Consider the following 16568-nt stretch of genomic DNA (forward strand, 5'->3'; position numbering starts at 1 on the left):
ATGGAAAAGGAAACATACGCTCTAGAGATGAAGCATATTGTGAAACGCTTTTCTTCTTTTCTGGCAGTGAATGATATCAGTATACAGGTGCAGAAGGGCGAGGTACATGCAGTCTGTGGAGAGAATGGAGCTGGAAAGTCTACACTGATGAAAGTGCTGGCAGGAGAATATCCGGATTATGAAGGACAAATTTTTATAAATGGGGAAGAGATAAAGATTGACAGTCCCACAAAAGCAAAAAAGTGTGGAATCGCCATTATTCATCAGGAACTTGGACTGGCCCGGCCGATTACGGTGGCTGAAAATATCATGTCTGGAGCTTTGCCGAGAAAAAAGGGAATTTTTCTTGATAGAAAGACTCTCATAGAAAAGTCCAAAGTATACCTGAAAATGGTAGGACTGGATTATATAAGCCCGAATGCTTTGGTATCATCTTTAAGCCAGCATGAAGCACAGTTGGTGGAGATTGCAAAGGCACTTTCAAGCAATCCGGGGATTCTGATCATGGATGAGCCTACATCGTCACTTTCAAGAGATGAAGCAAAGAGACTGTTCGGAATCATTCGAGAGCTGACGGCTCAGGGGCTTGCAGTTCTATATATTTCACATTTCTTAAGTGAAGTATTTGAAATTTCAGATTATATTACAACTATGCGTGATGGAAAGCATGTAGATACAGTCAAAAAAGAGGATACGACTTCGGAAGCTGTGATCCGAAATATGGTGGGAAAGGATATCCGGGATTTTTATGCGGAAAGAAAAGCGGATGTGGGGGAAGTTGTTCTGCAGGCGAAAAGCCTGACACGCTATGGTTTTTTCAAAAATATCAGTTTTGAAGTTCACGAGGGTGAAATCCTTGGAATCTGCGGCCTTTCCGGAGCAGGACGAAGTGAGCTGGCCAGAGCACTGGTGGGAATCGATGTCTGGGATGAAGGAGAACTTTTTTATCAGGGTGAGAAGATTAAAAATCGAAGCTATTCAGAAGCTATCCGCAGAAATATTGCTTATCTGTCTGAGGATCGAAAGCTTCAGGGATTGATGTTGAATCTCCCCATTGGAGAAAATATTGTAAGTGCAAAAACAGTCAGTCAGAGTAAAACATTCTGGTACAAAGAGAAAGAGGAGACGGGACAGGTAAAAAAATTAATGGAAGAACTTCAGGTCAATCCGCCGAACACAGATAAAATAACAGGGCAGCTTTCCGGAGGAAACCAGCAGAAAGTGCTTCTGGCGAAATGGCTGATGACAAATCCGAAGCTTCTGATTCTTGACGAGCCCACAAGAGGAGTGGATGTGGGAGCGAAAAGTATGATTCATGAGGCTGTCAAGCGTCATGTAAATAAAGGAAATGCAGCAATTATCATTTCATCAGATCTGATGGAAGTGGGAGGGCTTTCCGACAGAGTATTGATTTTATATCATGGATGTCAGAGAGGAATTATTGATAAGGAACAGGATAACTGTTCTGAGGTATCCCTTCTGATGCTGGCAAATGGAGATGGGGCAGGATTATGAAAAAGAAAAGTGGATTAGAATATATAGGGAAATTTGGAACATATATGATTGTGCTCTTTCTGCTGATTGCTGGATGTTTGGTCTCAGATAAGTTTTTGAGCCTCACAAATCTTGTAAATATTCTGGATGCTGTATCGTATCTGGGAATACTGGCCAGCGGAATGGCTCTTGTTACTTACTGTGGACAGAGTGTGGATCTATCTACACCGTCTACGATTGCGGTAGCAAGCTTTGTATCAATACTGACTTTGAAATTTGGAATGTTTCCCATGCTGTTTTGTACACTTGCCAGTGGCGTCCTGATAGGTGCTTTGAATGGGCTGGTAATTGGAAAGTTCAGAATCAACACAGTGGTTTGGACGCTTGCCATGAGTTTTGTGTTTGCGGGACTGATTCGCGTGGTCTTCGGAAGTGCCAATATTTATCCTAAAGAAGGCAATGTGGAACTTTTTGAGCAGATATCCAGGTATCGTGTATTTGGTTTTATTCCTTTGGGAGTCATCGTCATGGTACTTCTGATGGCAGTGCTTCATATTTTTATTTCGCGAAGCAGAATTGGAAGACAGTTCAAACTGGTGGGATGTTCAGAAGAGGTCGCAAAATACAGTGGAATTAATGTCTTGAAAATTATCGTGCTTTCTTTTGTGGGAAGCGGTATTGCGGCAGCAGTTACGGGACTTTTTATTGCGTCACTTTCCATATCAGCCTGTTATAACTATGGTACCGGGTATGAATTCAGAGCCATTACCGCCGTAGTTTTAAGTGGAATGGTGCTGGATGGCGGAAGAGGAAGTATTGCAGGTGTGTTTGGTGGCGTACTGGCTATTGGCCTTTTAAACAATATCATGACCCTGCTGGGACTAAACAGCTTTCTGCAGAATGTAGTTACAGGTATTGTTTTCATTGTCATTGTCTGGTTTACCAATTACACGACAAAGAAATTGGAGGCGCTCAATGGTTAAAGATAGGAAAAAGGTGTGGGCAGCTTTGAATGCCCGGAGAATTTACTGGATTTTTCTGCTTGTTTTTCTGATTTTAAGCATCTTTGCGCCTAATTTTTTCAATGCTTATAATATTGGAGTTATATTGGGTACGGCGATGCTGAACGGCATTGTAGTAGTTGGATTTACGATTGTACTGATTTGTGGACATCTCGATCTTTCGACTGTGGCTATTATTAATCTGGCTGGTAACCTAGCCATTTATGTAGTAGAAAAAACCGATAATTTCGTACTGGCGATTCTGGCCGCCACAGTCGCCGGTGTTCTGGTGGGAACTGTAAACGGTCTTCTGGTTACAAAAGCAAAGATTAATTCTTTTATTGCCACATTGGGAATGTCTACCCTGATACAGGGACTGGTGAGCTATTCCAATAATGCGGCTACCCGTTCCATTACGAATTTTGCTATGACAGACTTTCTGGATGCGAAATGGATTCCGCTGCTCCCAAACCGTGCACTGCTTGCAATTATTATTGTACTTGTAATGGAAATTTTTATGAACTGGACAGTGATTGGAAAGAATTTTTATTTGGTAGGCGGAAATATAGAATCAGCCTGGTATGCGGGAATCAAGACGGACAGGTATCTGACATCGGCTTTTTCTATTAATGGCGGTTTCGCAGCTCTGGGTGGAGCTGTTTATGCCTGCTATCTGGCTTCTGCCATGGCAGATATTGGAGCTATGGGAATCAGCCCGTTGAATATGCTGATTGCGGCATCTGTTCTGGGTGGAGCAAGCCTGACGGGAGGTAAGGGAAGTGTGTTGAACAGTTTTTTTGGAGTGTTGACATTGACGGCGCTTTACAATGGACTTACCTGTTTCAGACTGGGCTACGAAATGCAGATTTTTGTAAATGGTTTGGTGCTGATCGTTGTGGTACTTATGGAAGCGGTAAGCTTATATCGAAAGAATAAACTGCTGGGATCTAAAAGCGATTTGCTGAAAGAAAAATAAGAAATGATAATCTGGCGACAGAGTCATTATAAAAAGAAAGGGAGGTTTTTACAACATGAAGAGAAGGTGGATAAGTATTATCACAGCATCTGTACTTGCGGTGAGTATGCTGGCAGGCTGCGGAGGACAACAGACGGCTGATACTGCTGAAAATGCGGCAGAGGAAAGCGCGGGAGAAGTGTCCGAGACAGAAGAGAGTGGAGAAGATAATCTGACAAAAAGCAAGGCTATTGACTGGCAGTCGGCTACAGACAATGCAGGCAACCCCCTGTTTATTGACACACTGATTCCGGAAGCTCCGGAAAGGCCGGAAGATCCGGATGCTTTACCGGAAACGGATGAGCTTCACTGGTATGATTTTGAGTATCCTTATGCTCAGGTTGAAAAGCTGGAGCAGCCGGAGTCTCCTGCGGACGGATGTATCGGAAAGAAAATAATTCTGTTGTCAAATGGAGATCATCCATATCACACAGCGTATGTAGAAGCAACACAGCAGGCGTGTGAAATTTTTGGTATGGAAGTAGAAGTGATGTCTGCAAACTGGGATGCCAATATTCAGACCCAGCAGGTGGATCAGGCGATTAATGAGCATCCGGATTTAATCATTTATAAGCCTGTAGATCAGGAAACGTCTGTAACCCATCTCAGAAAAATGTATGATGCAGGAATTCCGGTTATTGGTTCCAATGTAATGCCCAGCAATGAAGGATTCCAGTATCTTTTGAGTTTCTGTGGACCGGCTGACTGGGATCAAAGCAAGCTGATGGCGGAATACATGGCAGAGCAGGCCGGCTATGAAGGAGGCTACTGTGTAATTACCCATAATCCTGGCGGTTCTGCATATTATGCCCGCGCTTATGGCGTTATTACAAAACTGGCAGAGATTGCCCCTGATATGGTGTGCCTGGATATTCAGTCTCCGGGAACAGATTCTGCGGAAAATGTGAAACAGGTAGTTTCTGACTGGATTACAAAATATGGAGATGAGCTGAAGGTTATTTTCACATCTGAGACGACCGTACAGGCAACGGGTTCGATTGAAGCATGTGAGGCGGCAGGAAGAAGTGATATCCTGATTGGTGGAATTGACAACAGTGAGATTGCACTTAATTATATTCAGGAAGGAAAACTGACCTGCGGTACCAATCAGCCTCCGATGCAGGATGGTGCGCTTCCGGTTCTGCTTGCAGCAAAGTGGTTTAATGGTGAAGAAATTGATGATTATGTATTTATGGCTCCGGCAGTTATCAATGCGGATAATGTAGAAGATTATCTGCCTGCACAGTGGTAAGAGAGCTGTAAGCGGTTAAGAAAGAACTGAGATAAGGGAAAGGTCCTGTTAAGACAGTTAAAATCTTTGCAGGACTTTTCTTTTTTGACATCAGAGTCTGCAGGAAGAGAGAAAACGGGCAAAAGCCTGCCCTTTTTCCGGGCGGGATTGTGACTTTTCGCTGAAAAACTGTTTGCCTATAATGAAGATAGAAAGGAAGGAGGAGCAAACATGAAGGATCGGATTACAGAATTAAGAAATGCCTTTTTAAATGCGACCAGAGCCGCAGATACAGAGCGCGCAGTCCTTGTTACAGAAAGTTATCGGATGAATGAGGATAAATCGGAGCCGATGAAGAAGGCTCTGGCTCTTAGGCATGTTCTGGAGCATATGACAATTGCCATTCATGAGAATGAGTTGATTGTAGGATGTCATACGCAGAAGGTAAGAAGCACACCTTTGTTTCCGGAGTATGCAGCAGGATGGATCTCCAGACAGATGGATGATTTTGCGACCAGGCCGGGAGATCAGTTTGCTATTACAGAAGAACAGAAGGCGACTATGCGTGAATGCCTGGAATATTGGGAAGGAAAGGCGCTGGACGAGCGTATAGAAACCTGTATTCCCAAAGAACTTCAGCAGGTGATAGATTTGGGTGTGGTATACAATGCCAGTTATTCTTCCAAATCACCAGGACATCTGGTACCAGATTATGAGAGACTTTTAAACACCGGATTTGAGAAAATGATAGCAGATTGCAGAAAGAGAATGGCGGATCTCGATCTGGAACAAGATGATTATGTGGAAAAAAGAGAATTTTATAAGTCCTGTATCGAAGCCATGCAGGCCGTAATTCTCTATGCACAGAGATTTTCCAGTCTGGCTCTGGAAATGGCAGAAAAAGAGACGGATACACAGAGAAAAAAGGAATTGCTTCAGATAGCTGAAAATTGTGCGCATGTGCCGGCAAGTCCAGCGAAATCGTATTGGGAGGCACTGCAGTTTTTGTATTTTGTACAGCTTTCTATTCAGATGGAGGGAAATGGCCTTGCTATCAGCATAGGAAGAATGGATAAATTTCTGTATCCATTCTATAAAGCAGATCAGGAAAATGGGCATCTGAGCCATGAGGAAGCTCTGGAACTGATGGAGTGCCTGTATCTGAAGCTGGGAGAAATTGACAAGATTTCATCCAATGAGTCCACGGCGGTTAATACGGGGCCGGCTCATGGACAGACCATTACCATTGGGGGAACACTGGCTGATGGAAGCGATATTACGAATGATATCTCGATCCTTGTGCTGGAAGCTGATCGGAGAATTGCTCTTGCACAGCCAGACATTGCGGTACGTATTCACAGAAATACCTCGCAGCGGCTGATTGACGAAGTGATCCGAAATGTAAAAATGGGGCTGAACAAGGTCAAAATATACAATGATGTGCTGATTACAGAAGCAGTAAAGAGAATTGGAATAGCGGATGAAGATGCTTGGAATTTCAGTTTCCTGGGCTGCAGTGAGCCTGTAGTAGACGGAAAGACCAACAGTTGGGGAAACAGCGGACATATCAATCTTTCCAAATGTCTGGAGCTGGCATTAAACGATGGCAGATGTATGCTGACAGGGCAGCAGATGGGACCGCATACAGGGGATGCCTCTACTTTTACATCTATGGAAGAAGTGGAAGATGCGTACCGGGAGCAGGTAAATTATTTTACAGATATTCTCGTGAAATATGATCGGGTGATTGATATGTGTCATAAGATGTATCTGCGTCTTCCTTTCTGCTCTTCGGTCATTGAAGGGTGTATCGAAAAAGGGAAAGACTTCGAAGAAGGAGGAGCTGTGTATAACTTTACGTCTCCTCTTGGCGTAGGACCAATCACCGTTGGCGATTCTCTGATGGCAATCAAAAAATTTGTTTTTGATGAAAAGTCTTTAAGTATGAAAGAACTGTTAGAAGCGCTGCGGACAGATTTCAAAGGGAAAGAGCCTTTGCGTATGATGTTGAAAAATCGGGCACCTAAATATGGAAATGATATGGATGAAGCTGATTCTATGAGTAATTTTGCTATTTCGGTATTTTGCGATGCGCTGGAGGGACGGAAAAATGCCCGAGGTGGGATTTTTACTGCCGGAATTTATTATCTGACAGCTAACGTGCCAAACGGAAAGCATACAGCGGCTACGCCTAATGGCCGTCATGCAGGAGATCCGCTGAATGACGGAGGCGTGTCGCCTACGCACGGGGATGACAAGATGGGGGCTACGGCTATTTTCAAATCGGCTGGAAAACTCTGCAATGTTCGTGCGGGACATGGTTCTGTGCTGAACCAGCTTCTGCATCCCTCTATTTTCAAAGGACAGGGTTGCGACCAGGTGTTTGGTGAATATATGCGGAGTATCTGTGATTGTGGCGTCTGGGAAACACAGTTTAATGTGGTAACCAAAGAAGATCTCCTGAATGCTCAGAAACATCCTGAGGAATACCGAGGTCTGGTAGTCCGGGTGGCCGGATACAGTGCCTTCTTTACGGCGCTGGGGAAGGAAGTGCAGGATGACATTATTGATCGAACCAGCCTGACGGGATACTGATTATGGAAGGAAGGATCACAAATATACAGAGGTTTTCTGTCCATGATGGGCCGGGAATTCGTACAGTAGTCTTTCTGAAAGGATGCAGTCTGCGCTGTCGTTGGTGCTGTAATCCGGAGGCTATGCTGCCGGAGCCTGTTTTGATGTTTAATCCTCAGCTTTGCATTGGCTGCGGCGAATGTGTACGGGTATGCCCTAATGAAGCTTCTGGTACGCTGGGAGATATAACAGTAGATCGCAGCCGGTGTACTGGATGCGGAGCCTGTGCAGAAGTTTGTTATGCGGAAGCAAAATATCTGAGAGATTCCAGGATGTCTCCGGAACAACTATTGGAGGAGTTGAAAAAGGACCAAAGCTTTTATGAGCGTACAGGTGGAGGTGTGACATTTAGTGGTGGAGAGGCATTGCTGCAGGCAGAATTTCTGGAAAAGATATTGCGGCTTTGTAAAGAAAACAGGATTGGCACGGCAATAGAAACCTGTGGGAATGTACCGTGGGAAAATTTTGAACGAATACTGCCGTGGATGGATTTATTCCTTTACGACATCAAGCATACAGACAGTGAAAAGCACCTGCATTATACGGGTGGCGGATGTGAACGGATTATGGAAAACTGCGAATGGCTGTGTGTGGCAGGGAAAGAAGTGATTATCCGCGTGCCTGTGATTCCGGAGTTTAATTTTGACAGGGAGGCTCTTACAGATGTCATTCGATTTGCGGAAAAGATGAAGGTGAAAGAAATAGATTTTCTTCCCTATCACCGGTATGCTGCCAACAAATATCTATACCTGGGAATGGATTACTGGAATCCGGGTATGAATATGCTGGATAAAAAGCTGGTAGAGGAATGTCTGGCAGGAATAGAAACCTCTCTTGATATTCATATAGACGGATAATGTTTATAATAGGCAGTCGGGGAAAGAACACTGTGGTTATTTCAAGATAACAACAGTGTTCTTTCCCTTCGTATGGATTTCCGGCCCGAAATAGTATATAATCATCCTTGAGAAAACGGACGTATCCGGCGTGTTTTCGAAAAACAGGAAGGATTGACATATATGTTTGACATAGAAGAAGAACTGAAAAAGCTCCCGGCCCGGCCCGGCGTCTATCTGATGCACGATGAAAAAGACGCCATTATTTATGTAGGCAAGGCCATTTCCCTGAAAAACAGGGTGCGCCAGTATTTTCAGTCCAGCCGCAACAAGGGCGTAAAGATTGATCAGATGGTGACCCACATTTCCAGGTTTGAATATATCGTCACGGATTCTGAGCTGGAGGCTCTGGTTCTGGAGTGCAATCTGATCAAGGAGCACAGGCCCAAGTATAATACCATGCTTATGGATGACAAGACGTATCCGTATATCAAGGTGACGGTAAATGAGGATTATCCCCGGGTGCTTTTTTCCAGGCAGCTGAAGAAGGACAAGGCGAAATATTACGGGCCTTATACCAGCGCGGGCGCGGTGAAGGATACGATTGAGCTGATTCACAAGCTTTACCAGATTCGTACCTGCAGCCGGAATCTGCCGAAAGACATGGGAAAAGAGAGGCCCTGCCTGAATTATCATATTAAGCAGTGCGCAGCCCCCTGCCAGGGCTATATTTCCAAAGAGCAGTATGCGGAAAATGTGGGAAAGGCCCTGGAATTTCTGAATGGAAACTACGGCCCGCTTCTGAAGGAGCTGGAAGAGAAGATGAAGGCGGCCTCGGACGCCATGGAGTTTGAAAAGGCCATCGAATATCGGGAGCTTCTGAACAGCGTGAAGCAGATTGCCCAGAAGCAGAAAATTACCAACAGTGATATGGAGGACAAGGATATCATTGCCATGGCTGTGGACGGAGAGGACGCAGTCGTGCAGGTCTTTTTTATCCGGGACGGGCGGCTGATCGGCCGCGACCATTTTTATCTGCGAACCTCAGAGGGAGAGCCCACAAAAGAGATACTGGGAAGCTTTATCAAGCAGTTTTATGCGGGAACGCCCTACATTCCCAGAGAGCTGATGATTCAGGAGGCCATAGACGATCAGGAGCTGATAGAGCAGTGGCTGACCGCAAGGCGCGGGCACAGGGTCTATCTGCGTGTCCCGAAAATCGGAGCGAAGGAGAAACTGGTGGAGCTGGCCAGGAAAAACGCGGCTCTGGTACTGAGTCAGGATAAGGAGAAAATCAAGAGAGAAGAAGGGCGCACGATCGGGGCTATGAAGGAAATCGCTTCCCTTTTGGGACTGTCAGGGATCAGCCGTGTGGAAGCCTTTGATATTTCCAATACAAACGGTTTTGAGTCGGTAGGCTCCATGGTGGTGTACGAGCGGGGAAAACCAAAGCGCAGCGATTACCGCAAATTTAAAATCCGTACGGTGAAAGGGCCGGATGATTATGCCAGTATGCACGAGGTGCTGACCAGGCGGTTCCGGCACGGGCTGGAAGAAGGAAAAGAGCTTCAGGATAAAGAGATGCCGGAGGAGCTGGGAAGCTTTACGAAATTTCCGGACCTGCTGATGATGGACGGCGGAAAAGGACAGGTCAATGTGGCTCTTCAGGTGCTGGATGAGCTGGGGCTTGATATTCCGGTCTGCGGTATGGTGAAGGACGACAACCACCGGACCAGAGGACTTTATTATAATAATGCAGAGATTCCGATTGACCGGAATTCGGAAGGCTTCCGGCTGATTACAAGAATCCAGGACGAAGCCCACCGGTTTGCCATCGAATATCACCGTTCCCTGCGCAGTAAAGAACAGGTACATTCGGTACTGGATGATATCGAAGGCATCGGTCCTTCCAGGAGAAAGGCGCTGATGCGCCAGTTCCAGTCCCTGGAGGCCATCCGTGAGGCGGATGTGGAGGCGCTGGCGGCGGTGCCGTCCATGAACCGGGCCGCAGCGGAAAAAGTGTGGAAATTTTTTCACTGAGGCTGTCATATTTTCCCGCCTGGCCTTGCAACTTTTATGGCGGGTATGATAAAATGAAAGAAATATTGTAACTGTTCAGTATAGGCCGAATCACTTGCTGATGAGGCCGTAAGAAAGTGATTCAGGTGTGAGCAGTCCCCATCAGCGAAGCTGATTTTCATGGGCCTGCGAATCGTAACTGCGAAGGTACTGAACAGTTACGGAATATTTCGACAGGAATTTCTGAGAAAGGAACGATTATGGCAAGCGTATTGACAGTAGAAATGACCAAGATGGTAGAAAAGCTGAATCTGAAGAATCTTACGCCTGATATCGATATCACAGATATGAAGCTGGCTTCGCCGGAGATCAACCGTCCGGCACTGCAGCTGTCCGGATACTTTGCGCACTTTGCTTCGGAGCGGGTGCAGATTGTCGGGTTCGTCGAGTATACTTATCTGCAGAGCAGAAGTGATGAAGAGAAGGAGCCTATCTATCAGAAGTTTTTCTCCAGCGGCATTCCCTGTGTGATTTACACTTCAAAGACAAGACCGGAGCCCAGAGCGCTGGAGCTGGCAAATCAGTACCGGGTTCCCGTTTTTCTTGCGGATAAGACTACATCGAATTTCATGGCGGCGATTATTAATTGGCTGAACGTGCAGCTGGCTCCCCGTATTTCCATTCACGGCGTGCTGGTGGATGTATACGGCGAAGGCGTGCTGATCATGGGCGAGAGCGGAATCGGAAAGAGCGAGGCGGCTCTGGAGCTGATTAAGAGGGGACACCGCCTTGTGACAGACGATGTGGTGGAGATTCACAAGGTCAGCGACGACACGCTGGTAGGCCGCTCTCCGGAGATTACCAAGCACTTTATCGAGCTGCGCGGCATCGGAATCGTGGATGTAAAGACTCTGTTCGGTGTGGAATGCGTGAAGGAAACCCAGCAGATCGATATGGTGATCAAGCTGGAAGACTGGGATAAGGACAAGGACTACGACCGTCTGGGACTTCAGGAGGAATATACGGAATTCCTTGGAAACAAGGTCGTATGCCACTCTCTGCCGGTTCGTCCGGGCCGGAACCTGGCTATTATCGTGGAGACGGCAGCTGTCAACCACAGGCAGAAGAAGATGGGTTACAATGCGGCCCAGGAGCTGTACCGCCGGGTGCAGGAAAGCATGGCCAGAAAGAAATAGAAGAGCACTGCGGTTCTGGTTATGCTGCCGGATCACAGATGCGGAAAATAAAAATACTCTGTAGCAGGCTGCAGGGACAAGGGGTGGAAAGGTATGAAAAAATACTGTTTTGGAGCCGACATCGGAGGAACTACAGTCAAGTTCGGACTCTTTGATCAGGATGGAATTGTTCTGGACAAATGGGAAATTCCGACCCGGACGGAGAATGAGGGAGCTGCGATTCTTCCGGACATGGCGGCTTCTATCCGGGAAAAGATTCAGGAGCATGGCCTGAAGATGGAGGAAATCGCAGGAGTCGGCGTGGATGTGCCGGGACCCATTTCCGAGGATGGAATTGTGCCTCACACGGCAAACCTGGGCTGGGGCTATAAGGAAGTGACAAAAGAACTGACAGAGATGACAGGGCTTCCTTCCAAAGCCGGGAACGATGCCAATGTGGCGGCCCTGGGCGAGATGTGGCTGGGCGGCGGAAAAGGCCATACCAACGTACTGTTGATCACGCTTGGAACCGGAGTGGGCGGCGGAATCGTAGTGGATGGCAAGATCCTGACGGGCGCCCACGGAGCGGGCGGCGAGATCGGTCATATTCATGTGGATGATGAGATTGAGGAATGCTGCGGCTGCGGCAATCAGGGCTGTCTGGAGCAGTTCGCTTCCGCGACGGGAATCGCAAGGCTGGGAAGAAAGATCCTGGAAGAAAGCGACGCGCCTTCCATCATGCGCGGTCAGGAGATGTCAGCGAAGCTGGTCTTTGATTCGGTAAAGGAGGGGGACGCTTTGGCAGTTCAGGTGGCAGAGCGTTTCGGCCGGTATCTCGGCAAAGCAGTGGCCGGTATGACGGCAGTTCTTGATCCGGAGATCATCGTAATCGGCGGAGGCGTGTCAAAGGCCGGTCCGGTTCTTCTGGAGTATGTGCAGAAATATTATAAGCCCTGCGCGTTTAAGTCTGCGAAGGATACGCCCTTTGCCCTGGCAGAGCTTGGCAACGACGCCGGAATCTATGGCTGCGCGAAGCTGATACTGGGATAAGACGGTATTTGTGCAGAATGGAGAAGAAGTGCCAAAAAGTGACAGCATTTTCGACAGACAAGTGCATTGACTTTTCGATAAAAGCGTATTAGAATAAAGTCAACAAAAGATAATACATACAAATTACTAATGATAACAAAGGCGTTACCAATTCCCGTGGTGACGCCTTTTTTTCTATATTTGGGGCACCAGGCCCTATCTCTCCCTTTTATTTTGGCGGCACGAGCCGCGAATCTAATTCGACCTTATGGCTGCGCTTTCCCGGCGCAGCCGGACGAGTCGAATCGAATGGCTGACAGACAGGCCGAATCAAACCGGTTATTCTTGTGTTTCCCCCTTCAAATTGTTATAATAAAGCAGACAGATTTTATGCGAAGGAAATCAGACTGCAAATGAAAAAGATAACGAAAGAAAAATGGCTGGAGATATTGTTTTTTGCATTTATCCTGCTTATATGGCTTTCCTGGGCCTGGATTCTGCCCTTCAATGAGGGGCCGGATGAATATATGCGTTCCCGGATTGTAGAGTACATTGTAGAATATGGAAAACTGCCCACAGGGTATCAGCAGGAGATTATGGACTATTCCTGGGGGTTTACCTATGGGTTCCGTCCGATTCTGCCGCAGATTGCCGAGGCGCTGTTTGTGCGCGCGGCAATGCTGTTCACATCGGATGCTTTTTCTCTTCTGTTCGCGGGAAGACTGTGCAGCGTTCTCTGCGGTCTCGTATTTGCGGGATATGTAAGGGCAATCGCCAGAAAACTCTTTGGCCGTCCGGCAGTTCAGTGGCTGTTTACTCTTTTGACAGTGTGCCTGCCTCAGGCCGCGTTTCTGTTCACCTATCTGAACTGCGATTCCATGGCCCTTATGGCGACGGCCATGATTGTATGGTATCTCTTGAGGGGAATGGAGGATGGCTTTTCTGTTCCCACCTGCCTGAAGCTGGCTGTCAGCTTTTCTATCTGTATTCTTTCCTATTATAATGCGTATGGCTTCCTGATCACAGGCGCTGTCGTATTTTTCGGGTATTATCTGGAGAAAAACAGAAGAGGAGAACACTGCTGGAAAGAATTCTGGAAAAAGGGAATTCTGATTCTGGCGGTCGTGCTGATTCTGTCGGGCTGGTGGTTTGTGCGGAATTATTTCCTGTATGATGGAGATATTCTGGGATTGAAGACTCAGAACGAATACGCAGAGCAGTATGCGATGGATATTCTGAAGCCTTCTAACAGACAGACCTATCAGAACCAGGGCCATTCCATGCTGTATATGCTGTTCCGCTCGGATTTTGTGATTTCTGTGATCAAAAGCTTTATTGGCGTTCTGGGGCCGCTCTGGTATGCTCTCCGCTGGTGGATGTACGCAGGCTACGGTATGATTTTTGCGGCGGGAATTATTGGACTGCTGGCGGAGGCGGCGGGGCGCATCCGCCGCAGGAAACGCGGAACAGCGGCAGACTGCAGAAAGCTGTTTTGGCATCTTGGGCTTCTGATAGCGGTTATCGTTCCCAATGTGCTGAATTTCTGGTATTCCTATGCGACAGATTACCAGCCCCAGGGGCGGTACAGTATGCCGATGCTGATTCCTTTTATGTACTATATTACCCGGGGACTGTATGATCTGCTGCGCTGGATCGAGCAGTGTGCAGGCGCTGTGATTCGAAAAATCCTCGCTGTGGGAACGGTGTTGGTATGCCTGTGGATTGCCGGATGCGCGCTGTTCTGTGTAGTGAAGATTATGTGGCCGGCGTATAAGGACGTGGAGGATAAATCAGTAGTGAAGGTGTATACCATGGAGGAGCTTTACGGGGAAGACTGGGAAGAGAGAATAGAGCAGTAAAAAAGTGTAGTAAAAAAAGAGATGTCGGTCCCTCCACCCTGTTCTCATTTTTCTGCTCTGCCTGGGGACGGACGGGCAATGAGCAGAGCTAAGCTCGATTCCGCTCCCTGGAGAGGGAAGAAGAGGGGAAGGGATAGAGTCGCTGCATCTCGCTTATCGGCTTCGCTGAATAGAGCCATAAAAAAGAGACGTCTGCCATGCAAGCATGTCATCCGTCCTTTCTTATGTCTCTGCTCTGCTCATTGCCCTGTAAAATGGGAGGATGCCAGGCAGCTGCTCTGCCTGGCATTTATTATGAAAAAGTTTATTCAAAAAAGGTAATTGGCTTATTTAAGGGGTATTGCTTTTTCCTTTATCTTATGGTCTTATTATATGGGAGGAAAATGAATGAGGTGTGATTATCTGTTTAACGATTTTTGAAAGATATATGAATAAAATATGAACAAGAGATTCCTGTTTCTTCCGTAGAATGACAAGGGCAAGGGGACAGCAGCGGGATGCCGTTGGTTTACAAGAACTTTACAAAAAATACGATTAAACTTTACGTAAGCTTGATAATGTACTTAACATGAGAGACTATAATACTACGGAGGAGATTTGACATGGAACATATAGAAATGTTGTTCCGCTTTGTAGGCGGTCTTGGAATGTTTTTATACGGCATGAATGTGATGGCTGACGGCCTGCAGAAGTCTGCCGGAAACCGGATGAAGCACCTTCTGGAGTTTCTCACCAGAAACAGACTGATGGGAATTCTTGTGGGAGCAGGAGTGACGGCAATTGTCCAGAGCAGTTCTGCCACCACAGTTATGGTAGTCGGCTTTGTAAACGCGGGACTGATGACACTGGTTCAGGCAGTGGGCGTGATCATGGGCGCCAATATCGGAACCACGATCACCGCGTGGCTGGTCTCCATGAGCGAATGGGGGGCTGTGTTCAAGCCGGAGTTCTTTGCTCCGCTTTTAATCGGAATCGGAGCGTTTCTGTTTCTCTTTTCCAAGAAGGAGAAAATAAAAGATATAAGTGAAATCCTGACAGGTTTTGGCGTACTCTTTGTGGGATTGAGTTTTATGTCAGATTCCATAACGCCTTACCGGGAAGCCCCTGTGTTTTCGGAGGCTTTCCGCATTCTGGGCAGCAACCCGATTCTCGGAATCCTTACCGGACTGGTGGTTACGGCTGTGATTCAGAGCTCATCGGCTTCTGTGGGAATTCTGCAGACACTGGCGGCCAACGGCGTGGTGAACTGGAGCTCTGCGGTTTTTATTACGCTGGGGCAGAATATCGGGACATGTGTGACAGCTCTTCTGTCCAGCCTTGGGGCTAACAGAACGGCAAAGAGAGCAGCTGTCATTCATCTGCTTTTTAACGCTATCGGGGCAGTGGTATTTGGTGCCGGAATGTTTTTGATATTTTCATTGGACAGGACCTGGGCTGCTTCAGAAGTGAACAGCGTGGGCATTTCCGTATTTCACACGGTGTTTAATATCTTGAATACTGCCTTTTTGTATCCTTTCGGCAACCAGCTGGTAAAGCTCTCGGGAATTCTGGTAAAGGATCACGAGAAAAAGGAGGAAGAAGCGGAGGAGCTGGAGGATATCAGCTGTGAGCTTCCCCATCTGGACATGCGGCTTCTGGAATCACCGTCCTTTGCGCTGGAAGGAGCGGTAAAGGAGGTAGTCCGTATGGGAGAGATGGCTCTGCTCCATATGGAAACAGCTTTTGACGCGGTGCGGACCGGAAATCAGAAACGAGTGGACAGAGCTTTCAAAATAGAAGAAACTATGAATGAATATGAAAAGCAGATGGCAGAATATCTTGCTCAGATCAGCAAAGGTTCTCTGACAGAACACCAGCGTCTGGTAGTGAATGATTTGTTCTATACGGTCAGCGATATAGAGCGGATCAGCGATCACTGCGACAATATTGCCGAACTGGCAGAAAAAATGATACAGGAAGGCTTAAGCTTTTCCGATATGGCAATGGAAGGATTCGAAAAAATTACAGCTTTGACGATTGATTCTGTAAAGGCAGCCGTACTGGCCAGAGAGACGGAAAGAATGGCGTATGTGCAGCAGGTGATTCAGATTGAGGATGAGATAGACGATCTGGAAGAGGACCTGAGGACCGAGCATATCGATCGTCTGGCGAGAAACGAGTGCTCAGCCGCGAGAGGCGTATTTTTCCTGGATATGCTCAGCAACATTGAGCGTATCTCGGATCACGCCAATAATATTGTGGGCTATGTGGCAGATGAGGGAGAGGAGTAATAATA

General features: G+C 47.0%; 11 protein-coding genes. All 11 read left to right on the forward strand.

All coding sequences use genetic code 11. The features are described from left to right. The 11 genes from B5E82_RS08665 to B5E82_RS08720 all read left to right on the forward strand — a co-directional run bounded on the left by B5E82_RS08665 (window position 1) and on the right by B5E82_RS08720 (window position 16563). The gene (locus B5E82_RS08665) at window positions 1–1515 is read left to right on the forward strand and encodes a sugar ABC transporter ATP-binding protein (protein ID WP_206415660.1); all 1515 of its coding nucleotides are present in this window, start codon (window positions 1–3) and stop codon (window positions 1513–1515) included. Continuing rightward, the gene (locus B5E82_RS08670; RefSeq protein ID WP_087307168.1) at window positions 1512–2477 is read left to right on the forward strand and encodes an ABC transporter permease; all 966 of its coding nucleotides are present in this window, start codon (window positions 1512–1514) and stop codon (window positions 2475–2477) included. Before B5E82_RS08665 ends, B5E82_RS08670 begins: the two co-directional genes overlap by 4 nt. Continuing rightward, entirely contained in the window at window positions 2470–3471 is a 1002-nt protein-coding gene (locus B5E82_RS08675; RefSeq protein WP_087307169.1) for an ABC transporter permease, read from the forward strand. Before B5E82_RS08670 ends, B5E82_RS08675 begins: the two co-directional genes overlap by 8 nt. Window positions 3472–3526: 55 nt before the next feature. Further along, window positions 3527–4762 carry a sugar ABC transporter substrate-binding protein gene (locus B5E82_RS08680; RefSeq protein ID WP_087307170.1) on the forward strand — a complete coding sequence of 412 codons (1236 nt, stop codon included), beginning with the start codon at window positions 3527–3529 and terminating at the stop codon, window positions 4760–4762. Between the two features lie 210 nt (window positions 4763–4972). Further along, window positions 4973–7336 carry a glycyl radical protein gene (locus B5E82_RS08685; RefSeq protein ID WP_087307171.1) on the forward strand — a complete coding sequence of 788 codons (2364 nt, stop codon included), beginning with the start codon at window positions 4973–4975 and terminating at the stop codon, window positions 7334–7336. Between the two features lie 2 nt (window positions 7337–7338). Next, window positions 7339–8232 carry a glycyl-radical enzyme activating protein gene (locus tag B5E82_RS08690; protein ID WP_087307172.1) on the forward strand — a complete coding sequence of 298 codons (894 nt, stop codon included), beginning with the start codon at window positions 7339–7341 and terminating at the stop codon, window positions 8230–8232. Between the two features lie 162 nt (window positions 8233–8394). Further along, complete coding sequence (gene uvrC / locus B5E82_RS08695) at window positions 8395–10251, forward strand: excinuclease ABC subunit UvrC (protein ID WP_087307173.1); 1857 nt, start codon at window positions 8395–8397, stop codon at window positions 10249–10251. Window positions 10252–10490: 239 nt separating this feature from the next. Beyond that, window positions 10491–11426, forward strand: coding sequence for an HPr(Ser) kinase/phosphatase (gene hprK / locus B5E82_RS08700; RefSeq protein ID WP_087307174.1), 936 nt, complete (start codon window positions 10491–10493; stop codon window positions 11424–11426). A gap of 93 nt (window positions 11427–11519) precedes the next feature. Beyond that, the gene (locus B5E82_RS08705; protein WP_087307175.1) at window positions 11520–12455 is read left to right on the forward strand and encodes an ROK family glucokinase; all 936 of its coding nucleotides are present in this window, start codon (window positions 11520–11522) and stop codon (window positions 12453–12455) included. A gap of 392 nt (window positions 12456–12847) precedes the next feature. Then, entirely contained in the window at window positions 12848–14293 is a 1446-nt protein-coding gene (locus B5E82_RS08710) for an ArnT family glycosyltransferase (RefSeq protein ID WP_087307176.1), read from the forward strand. 602 nt (window positions 14294–14895) lie between these two features. Further along, window positions 14896–16563 (forward strand): Na/Pi cotransporter family protein, encoded by a 1668-nt coding sequence (locus B5E82_RS08720; RefSeq protein ID WP_087307178.1) that lies wholly within the window; start codon window positions 14896–14898, stop codon window positions 16561–16563. Window positions 16564–16568: the final 5 nt, after the last annotated feature.

This window comes from Lachnoclostridium sp. An138 (genome assembly GCF_002160765.1).
Classification (GTDB): Bacteria; Bacillota; Clostridia; order Lachnospirales; family Lachnospiraceae; genus Laedolimicola; species Laedolimicola faecalis.

Bases quoted from the DNA above. Each gene is read 5' to 3' on its own strand.
- B5E82_RS08665 (WP_206415660.1), top strand. From the start codon at position 1: ATGGAAAAGGAAACATACGCTCTAGAGATGAAGCATATTGTGAAACGC.
- B5E82_RS08670 (WP_087307168.1), top strand. From the start codon at position 1,512: ATGAAAAAGAAAAGTGGATTAGAATATATAGGGAAATTTGGAACATAT.
- B5E82_RS08675 (WP_087307169.1), top strand. From the start codon at position 2,470: ATGGTTAAAGATAGGAAAAAGGTGTGGGCAGCTTTGAATGCCCGGAGA.
- B5E82_RS08680 (WP_087307170.1), top strand. From the start codon at position 3,527: ATGAAGAGAAGGTGGATAAGTATTATCACAGCATCTGTACTTGCGGTG.
- B5E82_RS08685 (WP_087307171.1), top strand. From the start codon at position 4,973: ATGAAGGATCGGATTACAGAATTAAGAAATGCCTTTTTAAATGCGACC.
- B5E82_RS08690 (WP_087307172.1), top strand. From the start codon at position 7,339: ATGGAAGGAAGGATCACAAATATACAGAGGTTTTCTGTCCATGATGGG.
- uvrC (WP_087307173.1), top strand. From the start codon at position 8,395: ATGTTTGACATAGAAGAAGAACTGAAAAAGCTCCCGGCCCGGCCCGGC.
- hprK (WP_087307174.1), top strand. From the start codon at position 10,491: ATGGCAAGCGTATTGACAGTAGAAATGACCAAGATGGTAGAAAAGCTG.
- B5E82_RS08705 (WP_087307175.1), top strand. From the start codon at position 11,520: ATGAAAAAATACTGTTTTGGAGCCGACATCGGAGGAACTACAGTCAAG.
- B5E82_RS08710 (WP_087307176.1), top strand. From the start codon at position 12,848: ATGAAAAAGATAACGAAAGAAAAATGGCTGGAGATATTGTTTTTTGCA.
- B5E82_RS08720 (WP_087307178.1), top strand. From the start codon at position 14,896: ATGGAACATATAGAAATGTTGTTCCGCTTTGTAGGCGGTCTTGGAATG.